Annotated in this window: 17 protein-coding genes; 14 read left to right on the forward strand and 3 right to left on the reverse strand. The window is 60.4% G+C overall.

The genetic code is table 11. The features are described 5' to 3' along the window. Positions 1–207: 207 nt before the first annotated feature. A complete protein-coding gene (locus LKX83_RS26155; protein ID WP_227885794.1) occupies positions 208–1023 on the reverse strand; it encodes a creatininase family protein in 816 nt (271 codons plus the stop codon). 214 nt (positions 1024–1237) lie between these two features. Here LKX83_RS26155 and LKX83_RS26160 point away from each other — a divergent pair, with 214 nt between their 5' ends. The 10 genes from LKX83_RS26160 to LKX83_RS26205 all read left to right on the forward strand — a co-directional run bounded on the left by LKX83_RS26160 (position 1238) and on the right by LKX83_RS26205 (position 17694). Further along, the gene (locus LKX83_RS26160) at positions 1238–1936 is read left to right on the forward strand and encodes an N-acetylmannosamine-6-phosphate 2-epimerase (protein WP_227885795.1); all 699 of its coding nucleotides are present in this window, start codon (positions 1238–1240) and stop codon (positions 1934–1936) included. 181 nt (positions 1937–2117) lie between these two features. After that, positions 2118–3479 (forward strand): ABC transporter substrate-binding protein, encoded by a 1362-nt coding sequence (locus tag LKX83_RS26165; protein ID WP_227885796.1) that lies wholly within the window; start codon positions 2118–2120, stop codon positions 3477–3479. 87 nt (positions 3480–3566) lie between these two features. Beyond that, positions 3567–6518: an extracellular solute-binding protein gene (locus LKX83_RS26170; protein WP_227885797.1), complete on the forward strand. Its 2952-nt coding sequence runs from the start codon at positions 3567–3569 to the stop codon at positions 6516–6518. A gap of 40 nt (positions 6519–6558) precedes the next feature. Further along, a complete protein-coding gene (locus LKX83_RS26175) occupies positions 6559–7509 on the forward strand; it encodes a carbohydrate ABC transporter permease (RefSeq protein WP_227885798.1) in 951 nt (316 codons plus the stop codon). Positions 7510–7525: 16 nt separating this feature from the next. Continuing rightward, complete coding sequence (locus LKX83_RS26180; RefSeq protein ID WP_227885799.1) at positions 7526–8434, forward strand: carbohydrate ABC transporter permease; 909 nt, start codon at positions 7526–7528, stop codon at positions 8432–8434. A gap of 18 nt (positions 8435–8452) precedes the next feature. Continuing rightward, positions 8453–10507, forward strand: a complete 2055-nt coding sequence (locus LKX83_RS26185; protein WP_227885800.1) for a YIP1 family protein — start codon at positions 8453–8455, stop codon at positions 10505–10507. Between the two features lie 33 nt (positions 10508–10540). Further along, on the forward strand, positions 10541–12757 hold the full coding sequence (locus tag LKX83_RS26190) for a DUF5696 domain-containing protein (protein ID WP_227885801.1): 2217 nt from the start codon (positions 10541–10543) through the stop codon (positions 12755–12757). Between the two features lie 12 nt (positions 12758–12769). Further along, the gene (locus LKX83_RS26195; RefSeq protein WP_227885802.1) at positions 12770–13663 is read left to right on the forward strand and encodes a carbohydrate ABC transporter permease; all 894 of its coding nucleotides are present in this window, start codon (positions 12770–12772) and stop codon (positions 13661–13663) included. A 13-nt stretch (positions 13664–13676) separates the two neighbouring features. Continuing rightward, the gene (locus LKX83_RS26200; RefSeq protein WP_227885803.1) at positions 13677–14618 is read left to right on the forward strand and encodes a carbohydrate ABC transporter permease; all 942 of its coding nucleotides are present in this window, start codon (positions 13677–13679) and stop codon (positions 14616–14618) included. A gap of 85 nt (positions 14619–14703) precedes the next feature. Then, on the forward strand, positions 14704–17694 hold the full coding sequence (locus tag LKX83_RS26205; RefSeq protein WP_227885804.1) for a glucosidase family protein: 2991 nt from the start codon (positions 14704–14706) through the stop codon (positions 17692–17694). 337 nt (positions 17695–18031) lie between these two features. Here the strand turns inward: LKX83_RS26205 and LKX83_RS26210 are convergent, their stop codons facing one another. Continuing rightward, a complete protein-coding gene (locus LKX83_RS26210) occupies positions 18032–19150 on the reverse strand; it encodes a metallophosphoesterase family protein (RefSeq protein ID WP_227885805.1) in 1119 nt (372 codons plus the stop codon). A 145-nt stretch (positions 19151–19295) separates the two neighbouring features. Between LKX83_RS26210 and LKX83_RS26215 the strand changes: the two genes are divergently transcribed. Continuing rightward, a complete protein-coding gene (locus tag LKX83_RS26215; protein ID WP_227885806.1) occupies positions 19296–21224 on the forward strand; it encodes a DUF4434 domain-containing protein in 1929 nt (642 codons plus the stop codon). Between the two features lie 137 nt (positions 21225–21361). Beyond that, positions 21362–22426 carry a hypothetical protein gene (locus tag LKX83_RS26220; RefSeq protein ID WP_227885807.1) on the forward strand — a complete coding sequence of 355 codons (1065 nt, stop codon included), beginning with the start codon at positions 21362–21364 and terminating at the stop codon, positions 22424–22426. Between the two features lie 257 nt (positions 22427–22683). Here LKX83_RS26220 and LKX83_RS26225 read toward each other — a convergent pair whose 3' ends face one another. Next, positions 22684–24024, reverse strand: coding sequence for an aminotransferase-like domain-containing protein (locus tag LKX83_RS26225; protein ID WP_227885836.1), 1341 nt, complete (start codon positions 24022–24024; stop codon positions 22684–22686). A gap of 145 nt (positions 24025–24169) precedes the next feature. Here LKX83_RS26225 and LKX83_RS26230 point away from each other — a divergent pair, with 145 nt between their 5' ends. Together LKX83_RS26230 and LKX83_RS26235 are read left to right on the forward strand one after the other, a co-directional pair. After that, a complete protein-coding gene (locus tag LKX83_RS26230; RefSeq protein WP_227885808.1) occupies positions 24170–25111 on the forward strand; it encodes a DMT family transporter in 942 nt (313 codons plus the stop codon). Further along, positions 25108–25965: an NAD-dependent epimerase/dehydratase family protein gene (locus tag LKX83_RS26235; protein WP_227885809.1), complete on the forward strand. Its 858-nt coding sequence runs from the start codon at positions 25108–25110 to the stop codon at positions 25963–25965. The genes LKX83_RS26230 and LKX83_RS26235 overlap by 4 nt, the downstream gene beginning before the upstream one ends. Positions 25966–26007 lie beyond the last annotated feature (42 nt).

The raw sequence follows: 26007 nt of genomic DNA on the forward strand, positions 1-26007 counted from the left end.
ACGCCACCCACACGCAACGCCACTCACGCCACCCACACGCAACGCCACTCACGCCCACCCACACGCAACGCCACTCACGCGCAACGCCACTCACGCCACCCACGCGCAACGCCACTCACGCCACCCACACGCAACGCCCCTCACGCCACCCACGCGCAACGCTCGCCCCTGAACTTGCACGCATGCGCACGTCCGCGCCCCACGAACTCACGGAGCGCGGGAGACGTCGTCGCACCGGTCGTAGAACTCCCGCTGCAGCGCGAGGGCGGATTCGTCCGCCTTGATCCGCTTGACCGCCTTCGCCAGGTTGGCGGAGCAGTAGGCCAGATAGGCTTGGCCGTACGCCGCGGTGGAGAGCGAAGGGTCGCCCGCGATCTGGTGCGGGTACTCGGCATACCAGTGGATCGACGAATACAGCCGTTCCTCGTTCATCCACCGGCCTCGGCCGAGCGGGTCCCATTCGCCAGGGTTCAGGCGGTCCATATTCACGAGGGACGGGTCCAAGTGCAGGATGGCGGACGTCTCCATGTGATCGGCGTGGCCGTATTCGCCAGGCGTCTCGAAGCGGGCTTCGAGATCGCGGTGCTGCTCGGGAGAGAGCTCCCACAGATCGTAGACGTAGACGATGTAGTCCCGACGCGCGTCCAGCATCGTCTGCACGAAGTAGCGCAGCCAGTAGTTGTTGCCCCCGTGGCCGTTCGCAAGCACGATTTTGCGGAAGCCGTTGCGCCGGATTTCCTTCACCATCTCGCCGAGCAGGCGCATTTGCAGCTCTCCGTCGATGGCGATCGTCCCGGGATGGTGCTTCACCTCGGACACCTGCGCGAGAAAATAATAGGGAAAAACGACAAAAGGCTCGCTTTCCGCCGCTTTTTCGGATACGGCTCTCGCGATCATCATATCCGTCCCGAGCGGCAGATGATCACCGTGCTTTTCCAGGCACCCGATCGGCAGCACGCATACGCCATCCGACGCACGGAGCGCGTTCTCGAACGCCTGGGCCGTCAGATCCTCCCACTTCATCCCCGCCTCAACCTCCCCCTCGCTTGCGAACAAGCGAACATTTTGGACCATTATAGCACATGGGTTGAATCTAACATCCAAAAAATATTCACAAAAAGAAAAAAATATCTTTTGCAATCGTTTCGATGTTGCTATAATAAGACCAAAAAGTGGAGGTGATATTTACCGCTTGACGTAAAGATGAATAAATATTCCACTTTTAACAGGTGAATTCATGAACAACAAGCGGATAACTACGTTGGCACGAGGGTTGATCGTGTCCTGCCAGGCATTGCGCGAGGAGCCGATGTTCGGACCCGAGCATATGGTCTCGATGGCGATGGCTGCGGAAGAAGGAGGCGCGGTCGCGATACGCGCCAATACGCCGCAAGATATTTCGGCCATCAAGAAGAGGTGCAATCTTCCGGTCATTGGCTTGTATAAGAAACATTACTCCGATTCAGACGTGTATATTACGCCAACGCTTCGAGAAGTGAAAGAAGTGTTCGAAGCGGGCGCGGACTTCGTCGCCATCGACTTTACGCGGCAGAGGCGTCCGAACGGACAGACGTTGCAGGAAATGGTCGGACATATTCGCGAGCAGCTGCCCGGCGCGGCGATTGTCGCGGACATCTCGACTTACGAGGAAGGCGTCGCAGCCATGGACCTCGGCGCGGAAGCGATCTCGACGACCCTATCCGGCTACACCTCATACAGCAAACAGCAGGAACATCCGGATATCGAACTGGTTTCCCGTTTGTCTGCACTCCACCGTACGCCGATTTTGGCCGAAGGCCGAATTTGGACCCCCGATCAAGGCGCCCTTTGCTTCCAGGCCGGTGCCCACGCCGTTGTCGTCGGAACGGCGATCACAAGACCTCAAGAAATTACCCGCAGATTCGTATACGCCATACAAGCATGCAAGCAAGCGTAAGCGTTTTACTCCTAATCGTAAGCATGATCTTAAAAGGTGGTGATGCCGCTCAAGCGTCATACAGGATGTTCGAGGGGATCGTTCGACCTGCAAGGCTGGAGTGGAGCTATCTATGCCATACAAAAAAGAAACCGCTTTCAATTGTATCACCTTCAATCGAAGGTTCCAAGGAGGATGTTCCGTGAAAAAAAGAGATTCGATTACGCTCGCGGCGGTACTGGCGATGACGGTCGGCCTCGTCTCCGCCTGTTCGTCCAAAAACGAAGAGACCGGCCCGTCCGGGGCCTCGCCCGATTCGTCGCCGTCCGCTTCCGCCGCGTCCCCGTCCGCTTCTTCGGATGCGCCGAAGGACAAGGTCGAGATTCAGTTCTGGTACGGATGGGGCGGCCCCGAAGGCGAACTGATGGAGAAAATGATCAAAAAGTTCAACGACAGCCAAGATCGCATCGTGGTCAAGGGGACCGTGGAAGCGGACTACAGCAAGCAACTGACGGCGATCACGGCCGGCAACCCGCCGGACGTCGCCTCCAACTTCGGCAACGCGTCCGTGCCGAACGGCGAGAACGGCGCGAACACGCCGCTCGACGACTACATGGCCAAAAGCGGCATGACCGCCGATCAATTCGTCCCCGGCGCGATCAAGCAGCAGCAGTATAACGGCAAAACGTACGCCCTGCCGGTCGCGATGCACTTTTCCGCGCTGTTCTACAACAAAGACCTGCTTGCGCAGGCCGGCTATGACAAGCCGCCGGAAACGGTGCAGCAGCTGTTCGAATACGTCGACAAGCTCAACAAGATCGAAGCGAACGGCGAGATCAAGGCGCTGGGCCTCGGGGCGCCCCTGCTGCCGGTGTACGATTACGCGTATCTGTTCGGCGGCAAGTTCGTCGACGTGGACAAAAACGAGATCACGCCGCAGGATCCGGGCTTCATCCAGGCGATGAAACAGAGCGCCGCCCTGTACAAAAAAGCGGGCGGAGCGGAAAAGGTGGGCGCGTTCACGTCGAAGCTCGGAGCGGGGCTTTCCGCGGACGATCCGTTCTTCACCGGCAAATACGCCATGACGTTCGGCGGCGAATGGACGGGGACGTTCATTAAGAAGTTCGCCCCGAACCTGAATTACGGCATCGCCCCGATGCCCTACGACGAGAACCATCCGGACATGAAAGGCGCCGCGTCCGTCGATACGTCCACGTTCTACATCCCGAAAGGCGCGAAGCATCCGGACGAAGCGTGGGCGTTCATCGAGTGGTTCCTCAAGCCCGAAAATATCGCGGAATTCGACGCCGGCCTGGGCAACCTGACGCCCGTGCTCGCCGCCATCGACTCCCCGATGTTTGCCGACGTGACCGGCTTCAAAGAGTTCCTAGACGGCTCCAAGAGCCCGAATCTGCAAAGCTTCCCGGCTTCGCCTTACATGAGCGTCTACTTGAACGAGATCGGCGTCGCGTTCAACGACGTGCTGACCGGCAAAATCTCCGCCGAACAGGCGGCGAAGCAGATCGCGGACAAGATGGCGCCGGAAGTCGCCAAGTACAAGTAAGAACCGTACGCGTTCGCCATGCGGCTCCTGCCCGTCCCGGATGGGCAGGAGCCCCTGCGATGCGAATGTTCATGGGGGTGTACCGGCTTGCTCACGACGACGGAACAAAAGCGCCGCGCATCGGCCTGGAAAGCGATGCTCGCCAGCCTCGTGCTGTTCGGGATGGTCGTCGCCCCGATCGGCGGCGCCGATGCGGCGGAAAAGCTGGCGGACAAATACAAAGACGCGCTCAAGCTGAAGCCGATCGAATTTTCGACCTATAGCGAATCCCAATTGCCGGCGTATGCCTCCGTGTTAAAAAAGCAGGAGGAAGGCGGCGCGAAAAACGCCGAAAACGCGCGGGTGGACATTCCGGCGGCAAGCTTCACCGCTACCGGGTCCAGTGCCCAAGCAGCGCCCGAACTGCAGACCGGCATCGGCGGCAGTTCGGATCAGGCCGTCGTGTGGAAGGAGGAGGTCGACTGGGTCGAATGGCAGGTCGACGTCCCTGCGGACGGCTTTTACAACATCGAGGTCACCTATTATCCGATCGAGGGCAAGCGTTCTTCCATCGACCGCAGCGTGAAGATCGACGGCGCGTTTCCGTTTAACGAAGCGCAGCGATTGACCTTTCCCCGCATGTGGGCCGATCAGGCGGAGCCCTCACGTAACCGCCAGGGGGACGATATTCGGCCCAAGCAAGTCGAAGTCCCGCACTGGGAGGCGCTGCGGCTCACCGATAATGAAGGAAAATATCCGGAGCCCTTCCGTTTCTATTTGACGAAGGGAAGCCATTCGCTCCGATTCGATACGATCAAGGAGCCGATCGCCATTTCGCGCATCGCGCTCGTCTCGCCCGAGACGGTCCCGACCTACGACGAAATGAAACGCGAATACGAACAGCGGGGGTATCGTCCGGCCGAGAACCAATCGATTAAATTCCAAGCGGAGCAGACCGCTTACAAGATGGAGCCGACCTTGCGCCGGGAGTCGAACTCCGATCCGCTCGTCGAGCCCGCGGCGCACGGCAACCAGCGGCTGAACGTCATCGGCGATTACCGCTGGCGGACGGGCGGGCAGTTTTTGGCTTGGACGTTCGAGGTGCCCGCCGACGGGCTGTACAAGATCGGGATGAAAAACGGCCAATGGTGGGGAGACGGCCTGCCTTCCTACCGCAAAATCGAGCTGGACGGGCGCGTGCCTTTCCGGGAGTTGGAGGAGTACGCCTTTCCCTACGGCAAAGAATGGCGCGTGACGAGCCTCGGCAACGAGGAAGGCGACTTCCTGTTCTACCTGACCCAAGGGAAGCACACGCTGCGCATGACCGTTCAGCAAGGGCCGTACCGCGATGCGATCGGCTCTCTATCCGACACGATCCTCGCCATCTCGGAGATGAACCGCAAAATCATTATGGTCACCGGCACGAAGCCGGACTTGAACTTCCGCTACGAGCTGGATCGGCGCATTCCGCATCTGATCGACGATCTGAACCGCATTACGGCCAGCTTGTCCTATCAGATCGAGCTGCTCGACAGCTTGTCGGGCAAGTCGGCCGCGATCGTGCAGAGCCTGAAGGCGATCCGGGACCAATACGCGGGCATGGCGGCGAACCCGGACAACATCCCCAAGCAGTTGGACGACATCACCAACACGCAGGGGCAGCTCGGCAACTGGCTGCTGACGCTGAAGGAATCGCCGCTCGTGCTGGATTACTTTATCGTCTCTTCGCCGGACGGCAAGTACCCGAAAGCCCGTTCGAACGTGTTTCAAAAAGCCGTCTCGATGACGCAGAACTTTTTCCGCTCCTTCTCCAAGGACTACGACAGCGTAGGAGATACGTTCGAAGGCGGGGAGGGGCCGGTCATCGACGTCTGGATCGGCAACGGCCGCGAATGGGCGGAGCTGACCAAAGATTTGATCGACGAGGACTTCACGCCGCAGACCGGCATCCGCGTCAACATCAACACGATCCCGGCCGGACAGCTCTCCTCCGGCACGGCCAACACGCTGCTGCTCGCCGCGAGCTCCCACCGGGCGCCCGACGTCGCGACCAACCTGGAGGCCACGATGCCCGTGGAATTCGCCATCCGCGACGCGATCGTCGATCTCAAGCAGTTCGACGATTACGACCAGACGGTCAAGTCCTTTCTCCCCGGCTCGCTCATTCCGTTCGCGTACAACGGCGGAGCGTACGCGCTGCCGGAAACGCAGGACTTCAATCTGATCTTCTACCGGAAGGATATCTTGTCCCAGCTCGGCTTGGGGATTCCGAACACGTGGCAGGATCTGTACAAGATGCTGCCGGCGCTGCAGCGAAACGGCATGAACGCCTGGATCCCGGCGATGTTCGACCCGTTCCTCTACCAGCACGGAGGCGCCTATTACAACGAGGACCTGAACCGCTCGGGACTGGACACGCCGGAAGCTTACGCGGCCTTCAAGGAATGGACGGACATCTATACCAATTACCGCCTTCCGATCGAAGCCAACTTCTTCAACCGGATGCGGTCGGGCGAGATGCCGATCGGCATCTCGAACTACTCGACCTACGTGCAATTCGCCGTGGCCGCGCCCGAGCTGACGGGACGCTGGGGCATCGCCCCGATGCCGGGCACCGCGCGGGAGGACGGAACGATCGACCGCACCTCTGGCGGGGCGGTGTACGGATCGGTCATCTTCAAGCAATCGAAGCATCAGAAGGAAGCTTGGGAATTCCTCAAGTGGTGGATGAGCAAAGACGTGCAGCTGCGGTTCGGCCAGGAGCTCGAGTCGCTGATCGGCGTCGAGGCCCGCTGGAACACGGCCAATACCGAAGCGTTCAAGGAGCTGCCGTGGCCCAAGGAAGATCTGGCCACCTTCGAAGAGCAGTGGAAGTGGTATCGGGAACGGCCGGTCGTTCCGGGCGGCTACTTCACGATGCGCCACATCACGAACGCGTGGAACCGCGTCGTCCTCTCCGGCACCAATCCGCGGGAGTCGATCGAGCAGGCGGTCAAGGACATCAACAAGGAGCTCGTCGCCAAGCAGGAAGAATTCGGGATCGGCACCGCTCCCCATTAGCTAGCGTCCCGTCAATCGGGCGCGGAAAGGATGGATTCGGGTGGCAGGACAAACCGCGGTGGCAGCCAGCCATCCTCCGGCGTACGGGACCGGGAAAAGAACCGGTCTGGTCGCCCATTTGAAGCGGCACAAGATCAAATATCTGATGCTGACGCCGTTTCTCGTGCTGTTCTTTGTGTTCTACATCGTACCCGTGGCATCGTCCATCGTGCTCAGCTTCACCTACTACAACATGCTGCAGCCGCCGAAATGGATCGGCCTCGCCAACTACCGCTTGCTCTTTCTGGAAGACGACATCTTCCTGATCGCGCTCAAGAACACGCTGGCTTTCGCCATCGTCACGGGCCCGTTAAGCTATTTCCTGTCTTTCTTTTTCGCCTGGATCATCAACAGCCTGCGGTTCAGCAACCTGTTCGCGCTCGCGTTCTACGCGCCGTCGATCACGAGCACGGTCGCGCTGACCGTCGTCTGGACGTACATTTTCTCCGGCGACCGGTACGGCCTCATCAACAAGTTCCTGATCGATCTCGGGTGGATCGACCGGCCGATCCTCTGGCTTTCGAATCCCGACTACATGCTGTACGTCGTCATATTCGTCTCGCTCTGGATGAGTATGGGCGCCGGCTTCCTCGTCTTCCTGGCGGGCCTGCGCAACGTGCCGCCGGACCTGTACGAGGCCGGGGACATCGACGGGATCAAAAACAAGTTTCAGCAAATGTGGCTGATCACCCTGCCGATGATGAAGCCGCAGCTGCTGTTCGGCGCGGTCATGTCGATCGTCGCGTCGTTCGCCGTGTTCGACATCGCGGTCGCGCTGACCGGGATGCCCAGCGCGAATTACGCGGCGCACACGATCGTATCGCACTTGTACGACTACGCGTTCATCCGGTTCGAGCTCGGCTACGCTTCGGCGATATCCGTGGTGCTGTTCCTGCTGACCTTCACGCTCGGGCGGATCAGCATGCGCATCTTCTCGTCCGGCGACGAGTGAGGAAGGAGGGACCGTCATGCTCGCCGCATCCAAACAGGCGTTCAAGCCGATCGGCCGCGCGGCCCGCGTCGTCCATCGCAGATGGATCAAAGGGATCACGGCCGGTAAGACGCTGCTGTATCTGTTTATGACCGCCCTGGTCGTCTTCACGGCGGCGCCGATCATCTTCGTCGCTTCGACGGCCTTCAAGCCGCTGGATGAGCTGTTCTTGTATCCGCCGCGATTTTTCGTCATGAAGCCGACGCTCAAAAACTTCGGCGACCTGCTGATCGCGACGGACTCGTCGCTCGTCCCGTTTACCCGCTATTTGTTCAACAGCGTGTTCACGACGGTCGCTATTGTGATGCTCAGCGTCATCGTCACCTCGATGGGCGCCTTCATCATCTCGAAGTATAAGCTGCCGGGAATGGGGTTCATCTTTGCCGTCGTCGTCTCGGCACTGATGTTCCCGGCGCAGGTCACGTCGATCCCGACGTACTTCGTCATCTCGAACCTTGCCATCCTGAACACGTATTGGGCGCTGATCCTGCCCAAGCTGGCCGTCCCGTACAACCTGTTTCTGGTCAAGCAATTCATGGATCAAATTCCCGACCAGACGCTCGAGGCGGCGCGGGTGGACGGCGCCAACGAATGGACGATGTTCTGGAAGATCGTCATGCCCTACGTCAAGCCGGCCTGGATGACCGTCGTCATTTTTTCCTTTATCGGCAACTGGAACGACTTCTCCTCCCCCTTGATCTACACGACGAGCGAAGCCATGAAGACGCTGCCGCTCGCCATGCTGGGCGTGTCCAACGGGACGGTCGGCCGGATGGGGGCAGCGGCGGCCGGGGCGTTCGTGACCGTCATGCCGAGTATCGTGCTGTTCATCATCCTGCAGCGGCAGGTCATGGACACGATGGCCCATTCCGGGATCAAATCGTAGAATCGAGGGGATTCAAACGTGAGAAGGCTGCGGCTAGGATTGGCATTGGCCCTGATGGCCGTCGCGTCGCTCTTCGCCGGCTCGGTCGCCGCTTACGCCGTGCCGGCGACCGGCTACGCGATCGCGCCGGAGGGCTATCATATCGCGGTGCCGCTCGGCTACTCGGTGGAGCGGGTGCTCACCGGAGACTCCGAGCACGGCATGTTCAAAAATCCGGAGGATTTGTTCATCGACGCCCACGATCAAGTGTACGTCGCCGATACGGCCAACAACCGGGTCGTCAAAATGGATCGCTACGGGAAGATCCTTCAGGTGTTCGGGACGAAGGACGACAAGCTGAATCTGATGGAGCCGCGGGGCGTCTTCGTGGAGGACGACGGAGACGTCTACATCGCGGATACCGGCAACAACCGCATCGTCCATCTCGGCCCCGACGGCGCGCTCGTCGAGCAGTTCGGCGCGCCGGAGTCGGACTTGATCGACAAGGACTTCCCGTTCATGCCGACGAAGCTTGTGCTCGACCGCAACGGCTACATGTACGTCACGAACGGCAGCGACTACCACGGTCTCATGGTCATCGACGGACACAACGAATTTCAGGGCTATATCGCGCCGAATAAATTGAAGTTCAACGTGAAGGACTACATTTTGCGCAAGTACGCCACCAAAGCGCAGCGGGAGGCGCTCGGCAAAGTCGTTCCGCCGAACCACCGCAACGTAACGATCGACCAGAAGAACGGCTTTTTGTACACCGCCATCGAAAACACGAGGCTCGACGAGATCAAACGGTTCAACCTGCTCGGAATCAACACCTATCCCGTCGACAAGCAGTACGGGGAATTCAACGTCCGCCGGGGCGTGACGACTTCGCCGAACGTGGTGGACGTGGCCATCGACAAGGACGGGATCGTCACGGCCGTCGACTCCAACCACCGGAAGATCTATCAATTCGACCAGGAAGGGAACAACCTGCTCGTCTTCGGCGGCAACGGCGATCAGACGGGATTCTTCCAGGAGCCGGTCAGCGTGGCGAACGATTCGGAAGGCTTGCTGTACGTGCTGGACCGCGCCCGCGGAGAGGTGCAGGCGTTTCGGGCGAACCATTTCGCCACGCTTGTGCACAAGGGCAGTCAGCTCTTCAGCGACGGACGCTACGAGGAAGCGCTCGAGCCTTGGCGGCAGGTCGTCTCTATCGACTCCAACTATATCCTCGCGCATCGCGGCATCGGCAAGGCGCTGTACAAGCAAGGGGAATGGAAGGCGGCGATGGCGGAGTTTCGGCTCGGGGAGGACATGGGCAATTATTCGAACGCCTTCCGGGAATACCGCCACCAGCTGCTGCGCCGCGATTTCGGCTGGATCGCCCTCCTCGTGGCGGCGGTCGTCGTCGGGCTGTACTACGCGATCGTCGTCCTGAACGGCTATGCCCGCAAAGTGCTGGCCGCGCCCGCGGGATCGCGCCATCCGTCGCTCCAAAACGGGGTGCTCGCCGTCTTCGCGCCGCGGGAAGCCTACTACCGGATCCAGTCCGCCCCCCGGTACGGGCCGGTGGTCGCGCTCGTCCTGGGGATGCTGGCCGCCCGCTTCATCCAGATCTACTACACGAGCTTCCATTTTAATTTGACCCGCCCGGAGTTCGCGGACTTTTTCTTCGAAGTTTCGCAATTGATCGTGCCGTTTTTTCTGTTCGCGGTGTCGGCCTGGCTGATCACTTCGATCATGGACGGGGAGTCCAAGTTCAAGCAGGTGCTGGCCGCCTGCGCGTACGCGATGATTCCCTATATCGTCGGCACGCTGATCCAGACCGCGCTCAGCAACGTGCTGACGCGCGACGAGCTGGCGATCTACGACATGATCGGCACGCTCACCTTCGCCTGGGTTGCCGTGTCCGTGTTCGTGCTCCTGATGACGATGAACGACTATTCGGTCGCCAAGACGATTTGGGTCATCGTCTTGTCCGTGCTGACCGCCGTCGCGCTGCTGCTGGTCGGAATCTTGTTCTACGTCCTGGTGCAGCACGTGATCGACTTCTTTAAAGAGCTGTTCCTGGAATTGTATATCAGAGGATTCTAAGCAAATACGGACTATAGAAGGGGGACAGACCCGATGCTGCGACGGTCCTGGCGAATCGGCGTGTGGGTCCTCGTGTTGGGGCTATGCGCGTTCGGCATATACAAGATGGAGCATTACCAGATCGAGCGAAACGTCCTCGGGGACGGCAAGGCCCCGGATCCGGCGCCCGTGGCCAAGGAAATCGTCGATAAGCTGAGCGACATCGACAGCTACCGCGAGGTCGCCGACCGCGGGCGGCTCACGCTGTATTTCGAGCCGATCACCTCCTCGATCGCGATCCGCGACCGCTCCACCGGAGCGCTGTGGATGTCCGCCGCCCAGATCAGCGACGAGGCGCTCGGGGGCAGCGAGCTGCTGAAGAACAGCGTTCGGGCTCCGTTGAATTTGACGTACGCGGACTACTCCCGCCCCGTTCACGATCCGCTGATCACCAATTCGATCACGCTGCCTCCGAAGATCGAGAGCGAGCCCGTAGAAGGGGGCATCCGCGTGCATTACGACTTCGAGAAGCTCGGCATCAGCTTCGCGATCGAGTATACGATCGGGGACGACCGGCTGGAGGTGTACGTACCGGCGTCGAGCATCCGGGAGAAGACGAGCAATCTGCTCGTCTCGCTCGAGGTGCTGCCCAACCTGGGGTCGGGAACCGACCGGGACCAGGGCTACATGTTCTACCCGGACGGCAGCGGGGCGATTTCCTACTTCAAGGAGACGCATCCGGCGTACAAAGACCGCTACAGCGCCACCGTCTTCGGTTCCGAAGAAGTGCTGAAGCGCACGGGGCAGCGGACGGAGAACGCGTACCTCCCGGTCTTCGGAGCCAACAAAAACGGCAGCGGGTTCGTCGCCTACGCGACGGAAGGGGAATACGAAACCAAGATCAACTATTCGCCCAGCGGGTACACCGTCAACTTGAACCGCGTGTCCGGCGAGTTTTTCTACCGGCGGTTCTACGACGCGGCGATCCGCCGCGGCGAGTTCTCGCAGCGCGTCGAGCGGAACCTCATGCCCGTCGACCACCGGCTGAGATACGTGTTCCTGTCCAAGGACCAGTCGGACTACGCCGGCATGGCCGGGGCGTACCGAGCCTACCTGCTCTCGTCCGGCAAGCTGCAGTCCCGCATCGCGCAAGGGGAGCAGCAGATCCCCGCGGCCGTCGACCTGTTCATGGGCATCAAGGAAGACAGCGTCCTGCGCAAGCAGTTTCTGAACGTCACGACGTTCGCCCAAGCCCGGACGTTCCTTGAGGAGATGAAGGCCGAGGGCGTAGGCGCGATGAGCGTCGTGCTGCGGGGATGGATGAAGGACGGGGAAGGCGACTACCCGGACAGCGACGAGGCCGCGGGCTCGCTTGGGGGCCGATCCAAGCTGACCGCGCTGACGCGATATGCGAAGGACAGCGGGATCGACTTGTTCCTGAATTTCAACAACGTGGACGCCTTCGGAAAAAATCTGGGCTTCCGGAAAAATCTCGACGTCATGAAGTCGCCGAGCAAGCTGGCGCTGGAGGACTATTACGGCTCCTGGTACTTGCTGAACGCCGAGCGGGCGAGGCAGAAGTTCGCCGGCGGCCAGAGCAAGCGACTGGCCGGATACGGCGCGGCGGGGATCGATTTCGAGGAAATGGGCGAGATCGCGCTGGCCGACGCCAACGAATACCATCCGCTGACCCGCGAGGGCACCGTAGACAAATGGCTGGAGATCATGCGGGATTCGCGCGAGCAGAACGGCAAGGTGGCCGTGCGCGGCGGAAACGCGTACGTGCTCGGCACGGCCGACCGTTTGTCCGATATTCCGCTCGGCGATACCGGCTATGTTTATTCGGACGAAGCGGTGCCTTTCTTCCAGATGGTCGTTCACGGCCACATCCCCTATAGCGGGGACATCCCGATGAACACGCACTACGACGCCAAGGAACTGTTTCTGAAATGGGTGGAATACGGCAGCATGCCCTACTACGAGCTGACTTACGACAGCCCGGAAAAATTCCGCTACACGTTTTATAGCGACGACCTGTTCAGCTCCACCTTCGCGCAATGGTCGCCCGTGCTGGTCCAGCAATACAAGGAGCTGAACGAGCAATTGGGGCATACCTGGGGACAGGAGATCGCCGGGCATCGGGTTCTGAGCCGAGACGTCTACGAGACCGCCTACGCGGACGGGACGAAGGTCGTCGTCAACTACGCCTCCGTCCCTTACAAGGGAGCGGGCATCGAGGTGCCGCCCAGAGACTACCGCGTGCTGAGATAGGAGGAAGCAAACATGAAGATCGGGCTCGAACGTCGAAAAGTGATCAGCGGGTACGTGTTTATCCTCCCGTGGATGCTGGGGTTTCTGGCTTTTCTCGTCTATCCCCTGATCATGTCGTTCTACATGAGCATGCGCAAGATGACCAGCGTGTCCGGGATGGAGATGAAGTATATCGGGTGGGACAACTACACCCGCGCGGTATTGAAGGACGTCAACTTCATCCCGTTGTTCTATGCGGCCATCCGCAACGCCTTTATCGAAATTCCGCTCATTCTCGTCTTTTCCTTTTTCATGGCGATGCTGCTGAACCATCAGGTCATCGGGCGCGCGTTTTTCCGGGCCGCCTTCTTCCTGCCGGTCGTCATCGGCTCCGGCTTCGTCATGGAGCAGCTGCTCGGCCAGGGCGTCGGCTCCCTGCAAACGCTGGCGACCGATCCGTCGGTCACAAGCGCAGGCGTCACGAACGGCCTGCAGATCCCGGACGCCATCGCCCGGTACTTGTCGCCCGAGATGTACGGGAACCTGTCGGACATCCTCGGCCGATTGACCCTTATCTTCTGGAAGACGGGTATCCAGATTCTGCTGTTCCTGGCGGGCCTCCAGGGCATCTCCGAGTCGCTGTACGAATCGGCCAAGTGCGACGGCGCCACGCCGTGGGAAATGTTCTGGAAGATCACGTTCCCGCTCATGACGCCCGTCCTGCTGCTTAACGCCGTCTTTACGCTGGTGGACTCCTTTACCGATATCCGCAACCAGGTCATCTTGTACGTCAAGCAAGTCGCCTTCACGAATATCGAGATGGGGTACGCCTCCGCGCTCGGCTGGATCTACTTCGTCTTCGTGTTCCTGTTGATCGTGCTGATCTTCGCGTTCACGCGCAAGCGCGTCGTGTACATGGGGATGTAGAGGGGGGAAGAGCATGCAAACCGCGATAAAGGCGCTGTCCGTCCGTTGGAAGCGATGCCCGCTGGTCTACCGGATCAAGCATTGGCAGGCCGGCTATCGGCTCTATCGGCTGTTCATCTATTTGTTTCTGATCGGATTGTCGTTCGTCTTCCTGTATCCGTTTCTGTTCATGGTGACGACCTCGGTCAAATCCGTCAACGACCTGATCGACCCGACCGTCCACTGGATTCCCAAAACGTTTGAAATCAAGAGCTACATGAACGCCTACGCGCTGCTTCATTTCTTGCCCTATTTCAAAAACACGGTCATCATGACCGTCTGCTCGGTGCTGGGGCAGCTGATCTCGTGCGCCTTGGTCGGCTACGGCTTCGCCCGGTTCAAGTTCCCCGGCCGCGAAGTGCTGTTCGGACTCGCGATGTTCACGATGATCGTGCCGCCGCAGACGATCATCATTCCGCTGTTCGTCGAATACAAGGAGCTGGGCTGGATCAACACGTACCTGCCGATGATCGTTCCGAGCTTTTTCGCGCACGGGCTGCGCGGGGCGTTGTTCGTCTTCATCTTCCGCCAGTTTTTCAGAGGGCTGCCGGTCGAACTGGAGGATGCCGCGCGGGTGGACGGCTGCGGCGCTTTCAAGACGTTTTTCCGCATCGTCGTACCGGTCGTGACGCCGCCGCTTCTCGTGACGGCCATCCTGTCCACCGTCTGGCATTGGAACGACTTCTTCGAGCCGGCGATCTACATCGTGGACCGGTCGAAGTTCACGTTGCCCATGATGCTGCCGCTGCTGGGCGAATCGATGAACAAGGCGACGGGCGGGACGGTCACTTCCAACATCGATCAGTCCACGATCATGGCCGCGTGCATGCTGGTCATTCTGCCGATCGTCATCATGTACTTCGAGGTGCAGCGCTATTTCATGAAAAGCATCGAACGCGCGGGGATCGTGGGTTGATTGCGCAAGAGGGGGGGAATCAGGCTGCCGGCATTCGTGGTTGGCGGCCTGATTATTTATAAACGTTCGAATGGAGGGACTATTGATGGGTCGAACATGGAAAAAGACGGTCGCTGCGGCGCTACTGATCAGCGTTGCGGGAGGGGGTGTAGGAGGGGCGGGCGGCGTGGCGAAAGCGGCGGATCGACCGGCGCTCTACGATGACATTCTGACGCAGGAAGCGGGCTGGATTTCGAGTTTGCCGTTTGCAAGCGGCGCGATCCCGACCTATAGCGATCCGATCTCGAACTATGGCGACAAGTACAAAGTCGTGCCTTATTTCACGCATTTCGGACTGCTGGGTCTGCTGGAAAAGCCGGAAAACAGCCAGACTGTGCGCAATTACATGGACTGGTATTTCGCTCATCTGAACCGATCGGCGACTTCTACGACGCCAGCCGGTTCCGTTTACGACTATGTCGTCGAGACGGACAAGATCACCGAAACGCCGACCGGGGATTTCGATTCCACGGACTCTTACGCTTCCACCTTTCTGGACGTCGTCCGCAAGTACGTAGAAGTAACGGGAGACGCGGCCTATGCGCAGCAGCATAAAAGCGACATTCTCCTCATCGCGGACGCCATGCTCTCCACGCAGCAGGCGGACGGCCTCACGTGGGCGAAGCCGAGCTACCCCGTCAAATATTTGATGGACAATACGGAGGTCTATCTCGGTTTGGAAGCCATCGAGTGGCTCAGCGGGAACGTCTTCGGCGACGAGGCGGCCGTAGCCTCGTATCGGCAGCGCAAGGAGGACGTGTACGACGCCATTCAGGGATTGTGGTCGGATACGAGGCAAACTTACGCCTACGCGAAAATGAATGACGGTTCTTTGCTCTACCCGGATTGGAACAGCTTTTACGCGGACGCCACCTCGCAGTTGTTTCCGATCTGGACGGGGATTCTGGCGCCGGACAGCGAACGGGCGCTCCACCTTTACAATACGTTTAACGAGCATCATCCGGGCTGGCCGCAATTGAACAAGGGCGATGCTTTCCCGTGGGCGATCATCGCTTATACGGCGGCGCTGATGGGGGACCGGACGCGGGTCGACCAATTCCTGGCGTCGGTGAAGACGGCGTTCATCGACCAAGATCACCCGTGGCCGTGGTACGTCATGGAGAGCGGCGTGACGATGCTCGCGGCCGCCCATGCCAAAGGGTTGCCCGACAGCCCGGCGGAATGGACGATGACGAACCTGCCGGAGGGGGCGGTGTTGACAGAAGAGCCCTATGCGGTCGAGGGGACGTCCGAGGGGGTCGCCTCCGTCGAGATGACATGGACGAACGAAGGGACGCAGCGGTCGAAGACGTTCCGGACAGAGCCGGCCGGCGGATCCTGGCGGTTGTCCGTCGACGGTCTGACTAATGGCAGCTACCGGGTCGAGGTGACGGCCAAGGACCGCTTCGCCAACGTTGTGGCCGCGCAGCAGCTGCGGTCCAGCGTATCGGTCGCAGGCGAGAATCCGATCGCCCGGGCGGCGCTGGTTTCCGATCGCGATACGCTGCGGCGCGGGGAGAGCACGACGTTAACAGTGTTCGCCTACCGGGAGGACGGGACGACGCCGGTCGATCTGAGCGGCGCGAGCATCGACTATGAGACCGATCGGCCCGAGTTGGTATCCATCGACGATCATGGCGTATTGACGCTGAACGGGATGACTCGAGAGATGCAGGAGCTGCATGTATGGGCGTCCTTCACCCAAGGCTACGATCTCGTGAAAACGGATACGCTGACCCTCCGCGTCTCCCATGAGGCGTTAACGATGGCGGACGAAGCGATGGATCGCATGTCCGCATGGATCGCCGACCGTCAGTTGGACAATGGCGCGCTGACGTCGGATGCGACCGGCCGGCAGATCAAGCCGGCTCAAGCGAATGTAGGAGCCAGAGGATTGCTGCTCCGCGCGGAGACGGTTCCTAACGTACAGCGGTACCTCGACTGGTATACGACCCATTGGAATTGGGGCGACCGATACGGCATTTACGGCTCCATCGATGAATTCCGCTTGAACGAGGCGACAGGCCAATGGGCTTCTGAGGGCGGATACGAGAGCGCGAGCCCGACCATCGGCACTTTCATTACGTTGTTAAGGCGGAATTTCGAGAAAACGGGGCGGTTCGGTCTGTCTCAGTCCAACCTCGACTTGTTGACCGGAGGGATCGGGATCATGCGCTCCCAGGATGCGGACGGGCTGATGTGGAAGCTGCCGGACGAGCCGATCAAGCTTCTTCGCGCGAATGCGCTGACCTACCAAGGGATGACGGATAGCGTGTGGCTCTTCCGTCATTATTTTGAGGCGTCGGGACCGGCCGATTATTTTGCGGGATTCGCGGACTCCTTGCGCAACGGCATCCAGACCCGGCTATGGAATGATGCGGCGGGCGCGTACGACCTCTCCGTCAATGGGCGGGGAGAGATACAGGCGGCCGATTGGTCCAAACCCGAAGATGCCGTGGCGCAGTTGTCTCCCGTCTATTCGGGCGTAATCTCCGCCGATTCCGAGAAGGCCCGGACGCTGTATGCCAAGTTTAACCAAGCGCAGCCTGCTTGGGCTTCCGACGGCTCCTTGGGCGGTTTTGCGCCTGCCGCATACGCGGCGGCCTTGATGGGGGATCAACAACGCGTCACGGCCTATTTGGGCCGGCTGGTGACGACCGTCAAGCGCGCGGGATTCCCGGACGGATGGACGGTCGAGCAGGCGGGCTATGCGATGCTGGCGGCAGACGCCGTTCGTACGATGCCCGCATCGGCCAGCGTGGTCATCGAGAAGCCGGAAGCCGGCACGCCGCTCTCGAACGGCGTCAGCCAACAAGCGAAAGGCAGCGCCAGCGGGGCAGATCAAGTGAGGGTCGAATTGCGGGAGAAATACGGGACGTATGCCTACCGGGAAGACGTCGCCGTCCAACCGAACGGCAAGTGGCACGCGTCGTTGAAAAATCTGAAGCGGGATGTTTCCTACGAACTGACGGTCTCGGCTTTGGACGCCTACGGCTATCCCGTTTACGGCGCATCCGCCCGCACGACTTTTGATTAGTTGCATTTGTACATCTATTTTCGCGTTTGAGCTGCTTGAAACGAAATGAACTGCATCCGTACAACTAATTCCGGTGATTTTTCGGTAAAACATCAGTTTGTTAGGATTTAGATGTATTTTTGCAAGTAAACCCTGCATATGGCGGGTTTGAGGCGGAATTAGTAGCACTTTTGCAACTAACCATGGGCCCAAGCAAGCAAAGCCCGAGCAAACCCAGCCCGAGCAACATTCACATTCTCAGTCTCGTGCACGGTCCTCCAAGTTGGGAAGTGACGTTTTCGTTTTCCGGATGGAAAGGGAAGGGCCGCCGCCGATCGCTCGGCGGCAGCCCCCGTCCTTACTTGCCGATCGGGATCGTGAACTGGGCTTCCGGCACCCAACGCTGGCGGTAGAAGTCGCGACCCTGGATCTTCACCTTGTCTTTGTAGACTTCGACGTAAAGCCCTTCGCTGTCGTCCGGCCCGGCAAGCATTTCGCCGCCGTTGCCGTCGTCCGTCCAGGGCTGCGCCACGGACGAGGAGTTCACCATCGTGAATTTGTCGCGCACGAGCGTGCCCGGCAGCTTCAGCTCCCAGTGCGTGTGGCCGGAGAAGAAGACGACCTGCGGATAGTCGGAGAGAATGGCCTTCAGCGCTTCGTGCTGAATGATCGCCCGATTGTTCACGCAGCAGAAGGAGGTGCCCGATACGGTGTAAGGCAGCGGCTGATGAAGGAAGACGAAGATGGGCTTGTCCGATCCCGCGCCCTTCTTGAGCGTTTTCTTCAACCAATCGAGCTGTTCGTCGGACAAATACGCGTCCTCGAGGTTGTTGGGATCGCTCTGGCGGTATTGCTCCGAGCCGAGAAAAATAAAATGATAGCCTTTGACCATCGCGTCGTGATACACCTTTTTCTCGCCGGTGTAGTTTAAGAAGCGCTGCAGGGAGTCCTGATCGGATTCGCCGTTCGGGTACGTATCGGAATTCCAATTGCCGTCGGCGTCGTGCCAAGCTTTGTAGAATTCGTGATTTCCGATCGTATAGAACATGTTGCTCGGATGAGGCGTTTGGCCGAGCAGTTCGGCCAGCTTGTCGTAGTCGGCCGGCATTCCGTCGCCCAGATCGCCGTTGATGACGAGCGCGTCGGCGTTCGGGTTGATGGCATGAAGGTCGTTCAAAGCGTTCGTGAATTTCGTTTGGGAAGGCTCATGCCACCACTGCACGTGAATGTCGCTGATGACGGGGAACGCGAGCAGCGGTTTTTCCCGGCCGGCTCCCGAATCGCCGTTCCGTTCTTGCGAGGATGGAGACTGCCGCTCTACCTGATAGCCTTTGGCTGCGGCGCCCGGATCTTCGAGCGGCTTGCTGCCGCCTGCCGGACCGTGACCGGCTGCTGTCTTCGGCGCGGCCGAGACGGGGAGAATCGCCAGCGTAACCAGGATGACGGCCAAAACGCCGGACCATGCCCATTTCTTCACATCATTCACTCCTTAACTTTGGATTGTGACCCATGATTTACCTTATAGAGGGTTGGTTCATTTTGTCAATCATTATCGGAAAAATTCTCTAAATATCAAATCTATGAAGTTAATATCCAGATGGTGATCAAGGAGGAATATGAGGATGAGAGGTTGGATTTCTTTGGTTTTGTCGATGGCCGTAGCGCTGGCCCTGCTGCCGGCAGGCGGCGCCGCAAGGGTGGCCGCCGCTCCCGTCCATGCGGAAGGGAGCTTCATTCAGCCTTACGTAGCTTACGATTGGACCGTCCGCGATTGGAAGGAAGAGCTGCAAGCGTTGAAGGAGGTCGGCAACAAGCTGATCATCCTGCAATGGACGGCGGACACCCGAAGCGGGCAGACGATCTATCCGACCGCAATCCCCGGCCTGGTCCAGGAGGGGAACTATCGGGGAGATCCGGTTGAGAACCTCCTGGCCGCGGCAGACGCGCTCGGCATGCAGGTGTGGCTGGGCACCAACGTCAATGACGACTGGTATATCCATCACGCACGGAATCAACCGTGGCTGGACGAGCTGTTCCGCTACAGCGAGCTGATGGTCGACGAACTTTGGAGCAACTACGGCTTTCATCCTTCGCTGACGGGATTTTACTTTCCGAACGAAATGGAAAACTGCAGCTATCAGGACGACGTTTCGATCGCCAACCTGACGGAGAAGTACGCTTCGCTCGCCGATCAGGTTCATAACGAGACGGGCAAGACGATCGCGCTGGCGCCCGCGATCTGGAACGAGCGCAACTGCGGCCAGACGTTCGAGCAAAACAGCGCGGCATGGGTCCGCACGTGGGACGGCATCCTCGGCGGGGCGAACATCGACTATCTGATTCCCCAAGACGGGCTGGGCGGCGGATATCACAGCGTGGCCGAAGTCGTCGAGTGGTTCCGCCTCACCCGCGAAGTCGTCGACCGGCACCCGGCGACCCGCCTTTGGGTGGACGTCGAGACGTTCCATACCGTCAACCCGGATCCTTGGGCGGCCGAACCGATGACGACCCGGGACATCGTGGATCATATGACGCAGATACAGCCGTATGTCGACGGCATCGTCACGTTCTCTTACGACCACTATCAATCGCCGAAGCTGAGAGGAACGCCGATCTTCCACCAAGCCTATCAATTCTATTACAAGACGGGCAGCGTCAGCGCGGCGCCCCCGAAGACGCCGGTCGCTCTCCGTTCGGCCAAGCAGGGCACGAATCAAATCTCGCTGACCTGGCGGAACGACAAGGACGTCTTTTACTATGTGGTGTACCGCGACGGGACGCCGGTCGGCAAAACGTACGCGGCCTCCTTCCAGGACAACGGGCTGCAGCCGGGCACGCGATACGAATACCAAGTGGAAGCCTACAGCGCCTCCGGCTATCCGTCGGCCTTGTCTTCGTCGGCGCAGGCGACGACGGCCGCATCGTCCGTCAATCTGGCGCTGGGCAAACCATATGAGAGCTCCGTTCCCGCCAGTCCGTCCTATCCCGATACGGACGGGTCCGAGATGACGAACGGCAAGCTCGGCGCGGGCTATTTCTGGGATCCGGAGTGGCAGGGCAGGAGCACAGAAGGCGAGCCGCTCGTGATCACCTATACGGTCGACCTGGGCGAAGTTCAGAAGATCGACGGCCTGTCCATCAACTTTCTCCAGGATCGCGCCTCCGCCATCAAGCTCCCACGGTCCGTCGAATACCAGGTTTCGAGCGACAACGCGAAGTACAAATCGATAGGCTATTCCCCGTTCCGCACGCTGAATTTCGGGCCGACGCCGCCGGATCAGAGCACCGTGTCCTTCGGCCTGCTGCCGGACAAAACCGTCAAGGCCCGGTACGTCAAAATCATCGTAACGGCGGCGAACTACGGCTGGACGTTCAGCGACGAGCTGTTCGTCGAGCAGTACCCCAAAGGGAACGGCCGAGATGCGGAAGACGAGAGCCTGGATCAGGGCGGCGACGCCTCAGGCGATTCCGGAAACGATTCGAATCGTCCCGCCCTCCTGCACCGTGCCTCCCCGCCATCTGGCGAGGAACGGCCCGTCCAGCATCCCTGAGCGCGAGCTCCTCGACCGTCGGGCGGAAGGGCCCGGGCGGCGGGAGCGCCGCAGCGGAGAGGAGGTGAGCCGGGGAAAGAAAGTGCGAGTCACGCAACGCCAGGCAAGCGATAATCGAGCGAAACGAGGGATGACGAATGAAAAAGTGGAAAGCAGCCATCGTGATGGCCGTCGGGCTGTTCGGGGCGGGCACCGTCTTCGCGGCAGGGGAAACCGTGCCGGTCGGTACGCTGCAACCGGCCGCGAAGCTGCAGAAGCCGCAGCTGGTCGGGACGGGAGGCACGCTGATCTTGAGCGATTCGCCCGAGACGTTCGAGGGGACGGGCGCGTTTTACCGGGATACGGTGAAGGGCGAGTTCCGGGTCTTTTGGCATCATCAAAATACGGGGGCCGTCACCTATTCCGTCGGCGTCGCCGTCACGAATACGTCGGCGGAATCGGTGAAGCTGTATACGAAAGGGAAAGGCGTGGGCACGAACTTGTACGTGGACGTTGCGGGACAAGCGGCGCTGGCCAGCTTCTTGACGAGCCAAAAGGACAAGACGCTGGCTGCGACGCTCGCGCCGGGGCAAAGCTACTTCGTCTCCGAGCCGACCGAACCCGAGATTACGAACAGCGGCATCGTCCAGTTCGAAGCGTCGACCGCCAAGGGCAACAAGCCCGCGTCCGTCACGGTAACGACGCTCGGCTACGATACCGTCCCGGCGCGCCCGGACCAAGTGCCGGTCCTGCCGGAAGATTCGCATACGCGGGGGACGTTCCCGCACTTCGACCGGGCCGGCTTGATCCAATACGACACAAGTCTCGGGAACGCCTTCCTCTCCGTCGACTCGGCGGCTTCGGGGCCGTGGAGCGACAGCATGCCGGGCGAGTACGAGCAGGGATGGGACGCCATCGGCGGCAAGTCCGTCATCAACAACGGCAACTACGGCGTCATGTACCGGTTCGCCGTGCAGGTCAAAAACAGCCTTCACGATCGCCGAACGGCCAGCCTGTTCCTGAATCCGTCGGGCGGCTACGGACACTTCGCCCTGCTGTGGAACAAGCAGCTGTTCCAATCGGGCTTTCTCAGTTGGGAGAACGCCTGGCATGTGACCGACTTCAAGGTGGGGCCGCACGGCGCGCTCTACGCCTCGGAGATTAGCCTGACCGGCGGCTCCTCCGGACCGCAGGTGCTGTACTTCACGAACCAGCCTGGGTAAGTTTTGCTTTTTTAGCGATGTCTGATTGATGAGGGATGTATCTCCTTCCGGTTGCTGATGCCGCCATGAAATCTGAAATGGTAACCTCGTAACAAGGGGATTTCACGGCGGCAAAAGGCAAACGCTTCGCTCCTCCAGGAGATACATCCCTGTCTTATTTATCGCTTACATTCCCAAAACGCAATGAAACCGTCCTTTGGTCAAATGGAGGTACTACCCAACCATTTGCGAAAAGAACGGTTTTTTTGCTCTTCGGGTTAACGCAGCAGCCGCCGGATCTCGTCGAAGATGGCGCTCACGCCCGATTGGATCTGCATCTCATCGACCCGGGACACGCTGAGCCTCAGCAGCGGCTTTGGCTCGAAGCCCTTCAAATAATGGATTTCGGGCGGGTCCAGCTGAATTTGCCGCTTGCGAAGCCGGTCCAGCAGCGTCGGCAGCCGGAGCCGAGCCGGCAGGGTAAGGTGCGTGTGGACGCCCGAATATGCGCGGAAATGCTGGACGTCCGGCACGTTATTGGCTGCATCGAGCGCCCGGTTCAGCCAATTCAGCCGCCGGGAGTAGGTCGCTCGGATTTGATGCTTGCGCCTCGCGAACATGCCGCTTTGAATGTAGATCTCGAGCGCCGCCTGGGAAAGCATGGAGCTGTCGATGTCGTACAGCTTCTTGTGCGAGGCGAACGAATCCCGCAGCTGGGGCGGCAGCACCGCGACGCCGATGCGAAGACCGGGGAACATGATCTTGGAGTAGCTCTTCAGATAGACGACATGAGACGAGCCGTACGCGTAGATCGGATCGGCCCGGGTATCGTTCTCCAGGTCGGCCATGTAGTCGTCCTCCAGGACGTATACGTCGTAACGCTTCGCGAGCTCGGCGATCGCTTTCTTGGTCGCCTCCGGATAGGAGGTGCCGAGCGGCAGGTGGAACCGGGGCATCGTGTAAAAAAACTTGATGTCCCCGTCGCGGAACAAGCGCTCCAGCTCGTCCAGGTCAATGCCGTCCGCCGTGCGGGCGATCCCGGTCGACGGTATGCCGAGCGACTCCAGCAGCCGGATGAACAAAGTATAGCTCGGCTGCTCCAGCAGCACGGTCCGCTTGCCGTTCGGGAACGGCATCATGGTCAGGATCACGAGCGCCTGCTGCACGCCGGAGGCGATGCAGATCCGCTCGGCCGGCGCGAACACCTGATAGTCGGCCAAATGTTTGCTCAGCACCTTGAGGAGCGAGGGCAGCCCTTGGGGAATGCCGTAGACGAACAGTTCGTTTTTGTAATTGTCGATCGCCTTGTTGATGCAATGCTGAAAGTCGAGGTAGGGAAAGACGTCGGGATCGGGCGCCGCCGAGGCAAAGTCCATCCCCGAGCCCGAAGTTCGGCGGTCCGGGTCGATCTTGCGCTGTACGGCGTAGTATCCGCTCTGCGGAATGGCATAGACGAGGTGGCGCCGCTCCAGCTCTTGATAGGCGCGAACGACGGTGCTCGTGCTGCAGCCGTGACGCTCGGACAGCTCGCGGATCGAGGGCAGCTGCTGGCCGGGGCGGATGGCGCCGGTCTGGATCCGCTGCTCGATTTCGTGCATAAGCGCGGCGTATTTGGGCAGACGGGACAAGGGCCGTTCCTCCTTTGCGATGCGAATTGTATCGATACAGTCGGTCCGCATAACGCTTGTTGCGCGCGTGCCTTTCCCTTATGCTGGGTTCAAGAAGCCGGCCGGCTCGATTCCGCAAACGGGAGAAGGTGCGACGATGACGCGAAAAACATCCGTCTATTTCTTGGCTATATTATACGCGGTTCTGATCGGTTTTTCCTTTCTGTTTACGAAGCTGACGCTCGAAGTCGCCAGCCCGATCGACACGATGGCTTACCGATTCACGATTTCGTTCGGCCTGTTGGCGATTCCGGTCGCGGCCGGCTGGATCAAGCTCGGCCTGAACGGACGCCGGCTGTGGCGGCTTCTGCCGGTCGGCCTTGTCTATCCGGCGCTGTTCTTCGGGCTCCAGGCCGGCGGCCTGGCCATCACAGCGTCCTCCGAGGCAGGCATCTTCCAGGCGACGGCGCCGATTTTCACGCTCATTCTTGCCGCGCTGTTCTTGAAGGAATGTACGACGTGGCTGCAGCGGCTTTCCGTCGTTTGCTCGGTCGGAGGCGTCGTCTTCATGATCGCGATGGCGGGGGCGAACATCAGTGCGGCGCACGTGCAGGGGATCGTCCTGCTGCTGGCGTCGGCCTTGATGCTGGCCATCTACAGCGTGCTGGCGAGGTCGCTCAGCCGTTCGTACACCCCTCTGCAGCTGACCTTCGCCATGATGCTGTTCGGCTTCATCTCGTTCGCCGGACTTTCGATCGTACAGCACGCCGTGCGCGGCGGCTGGAGCGGCTTGACGGAGCCGCTGTCCCATCCGAGCTTTGTCTGGTCTATTCTCTACATCGGCATCCTGTCGTCGCTCGTCACGGCGCTGCTGTCCAACTACGTGCTATCGAAAATCAAGGCTTCCCAAATGAGCGTATTCGTCAATCTGGGGACGCTGGTGGCCATTTTGGGCGGAGCCGTATTCCTGAAGGAGAAACTGGCATATTATCACTGGATCGGGGCGGCGATGATCATCGCGGGCGTGCTCGGCGCCAATATTCGTACCCGCAAGCCAAGTTCGAAAGCCGCACCCGCGGCGGGAGGTCAAACGGCATGAGAATTTTTTTGGCAGGGGCGAGCGGCGCCGTCGGCAGAGCGCTGGTCCCGCTCCTCGTGCGGGAGGGGCACGAAGTAACCGGCATGACACGAGACGCGGCGCATGCCGACCGCATTCGGGCGATGGGGGCGGCGGCCTCGGTCGCCGACGTGTTCGACCGGAAGATGCTGTTCCGGATCGTCCGGGAAGCGAAACCCGATGTCGTCCTCCATCAACTGACGTCGCTCGGGGCGCGAAACTTCGCCGACAATGCGCGAATTCGGGTCGACGGCACGCGAAACCTGGTTGATGCCGCCCGGGAAGCGGGCGTCCGCCGAATGGTGGCGCAGAGCATCGCTTGGGCAGCCATGCCCGGCGAGGGGCCGGCCACGGAGGCGGAGCCGCTCGATCTTGGAGCGGTGCAGCCCCGCCTCGGGACAGTGCAGGGCGTACAGGCTCTCGAGCAAGCGGCGGCGGAGATGCCGGAGGCCGTGGCGCTGCGGTACGGCCTGTTCTACGGGCCGGGCACCTGGTATGCGCCGGACGGCCTCATGGCGGAGCAGGCGCGGAATGGGGAGCTGCCCGCGACCGACGGGGTAGCTTCGTTCATTCATGTGGACGATGCGGCCCGGGCGGCCGTTCTCGCGTTGACGTGGCCGATCGGCACGTATCATATCGTCGACGACGAACCGGCGCCGGGGACGGCGTGGGTACCCGCGTTCGCGGCGGCGGTCGGCGCGCCGGAGCCGCCGGTTCGGGCGGGCGCCGCCCCGTGGGAGCGGGGCGCCTCGAACGCGAAGGCGCGCCGCGAGCTCGGCTGGGCGCCGCGGTACGCGTCGTGGCGCGAAGGCTTTCGGACGCTGGGCGGGCGCTAAACGAAAAAAAGGATCAAGCGGCGCGGAGGCGCGGCCTGATCC

The sequence above is a fragment of the Cohnella baijiui genome, assembly GCF_020731285.1.
In the GTDB taxonomy this organism is placed as follows: domain Bacteria; phylum Bacillota; class Bacilli; order Paenibacillales; family Paenibacillaceae; genus Cohnella.

What these genes read in the sequence shown, in the direction of transcription:
- LKX83_RS26220 (WP_227885807.1), top strand. Translation starts at nt 21,362, where the DNA reads ATGAAAAAGTGGAAAGCAGCCATCGTGATGGCCGTCGGGCTGTTCGGG.
- LKX83_RS26205 (WP_227885804.1), top strand. Translation starts at nt 14,704, where the DNA reads ATGGGTCGAACATGGAAAAAGACGGTCGCTGCGGCGCTACTGATCAGC.
- LKX83_RS26195 (WP_227885802.1), top strand. Translation starts at nt 12,770, where the DNA reads ATGAAGATCGGGCTCGAACGTCGAAAAGTGATCAGCGGGTACGTGTTT.
- LKX83_RS26200 (WP_227885803.1), top strand. Translation starts at nt 13,677, where the DNA reads ATGCAAACCGCGATAAAGGCGCTGTCCGTCCGTTGGAAGCGATGCCCG.
- LKX83_RS26215 (WP_227885806.1), top strand. Translation starts at nt 19,296, where the DNA reads ATGAGAGGTTGGATTTCTTTGGTTTTGTCGATGGCCGTAGCGCTGGCC.
- LKX83_RS26160 (WP_227885795.1), top strand. Translation starts at nt 1,238, where the DNA reads ATGAACAACAAGCGGATAACTACGTTGGCACGAGGGTTGATCGTGTCC.
- LKX83_RS26155 (WP_227885794.1), bottom strand. Translation starts at nt 1,023, where the DNA reads ATGAAGTGGGAGGATCTGACGGCCCAGGCGTTCGAGAACGCGCTCCGT.
- LKX83_RS26235 (WP_227885809.1), top strand. Translation starts at nt 25,108, where the DNA reads ATGAGAATTTTTTTGGCAGGGGCGAGCGGCGCCGTCGGCAGAGCGCTG.
- LKX83_RS26190 (WP_227885801.1), top strand. Translation starts at nt 10,541, where the DNA reads ATGCTGCGACGGTCCTGGCGAATCGGCGTGTGGGTCCTCGTGTTGGGG.
- LKX83_RS26230 (WP_227885808.1), top strand. Translation starts at nt 24,170, where the DNA reads ATGACGCGAAAAACATCCGTCTATTTCTTGGCTATATTATACGCGGTT.
- LKX83_RS26180 (WP_227885799.1), top strand. Translation starts at nt 7,526, where the DNA reads ATGCTCGCCGCATCCAAACAGGCGTTCAAGCCGATCGGCCGCGCGGCC.